Raw genomic sequence first — 638 nt, 5'->3', positions numbered from 1 at the left:
GCCGTCGAAGACCGCGACGCCCACATCGGCGAAGAGCGCATCCTGGAGCTGATGGCGGCGGTCGACGCCTACATCCCGCAACCGGAACGCCCGATCGACATGCCGTTCCTGATGCCGGTCGAAGACGTGTTCTCGATCTCGGGCCGCGGCACCGTGGTGACGGGTCGCGTCGAGCGCGGCATCGTCAAGGTCGGTGAAGAAGTCGAAATCGTCGGCATCCGTCCGGTTCAGAAGACGACCTGCACGGGCGTCGAAATGTTCCGCAAGCTGCTGGACCAGGGCCAGGCCGGCGACAACGTGGGCGTGCTGCTGCGCGGCACCAAGCGTGAAGACGTCGAGCGCGGCCAGGTGCTGTGCAAGCCGGGTTCGATCACCCCGCACACCAAGTTCGTGGCTGAAGCCTACATCCTGAACAAGGAAGAAGGCGGCCGTCACACGCCGTTCTTCACGAACTACCGTCCGCAGTTCTACTTCCGCACGACGGACGTGACCGGCATCGTGCGCCTGAAGGAAGGCGTGGAAATGATCATGCCGGGCGACAACGCCGAGCTGGACGTCGAGCTGATCACGCCGATCGCGATGGAAGAGAAGCTGCGCTTCGCCATCCGTGAAGGCGGCCGCACCGTCGGCGCCGGCGT

The 638-nt window shown here is 65.0% G+C and carries 1 protein-coding gene; it reads left to right on the top strand.

Annotated features, from left to right (window positions below):
- The coding region (locus tag ABE454_RS16110; RefSeq protein ID WP_346533097.1) for an EF-Tu/IF-2/RF-3 family GTPase at positions 1-638 on the top strand (638 nt) is incomplete at both ends.

This window comes from Brevundimonas diminuta (assembly GCF_039673845.1).
In the GTDB taxonomy this organism is placed as follows: Bacteria; Pseudomonadota; Alphaproteobacteria; order Caulobacterales; family Caulobacteraceae; genus Brevundimonas; species Brevundimonas diminuta_E.
The sequence above is the reverse complement of the archived record's forward strand: the minus strand, read 5'-3'. Positions and strand labels throughout refer to the sequence as shown.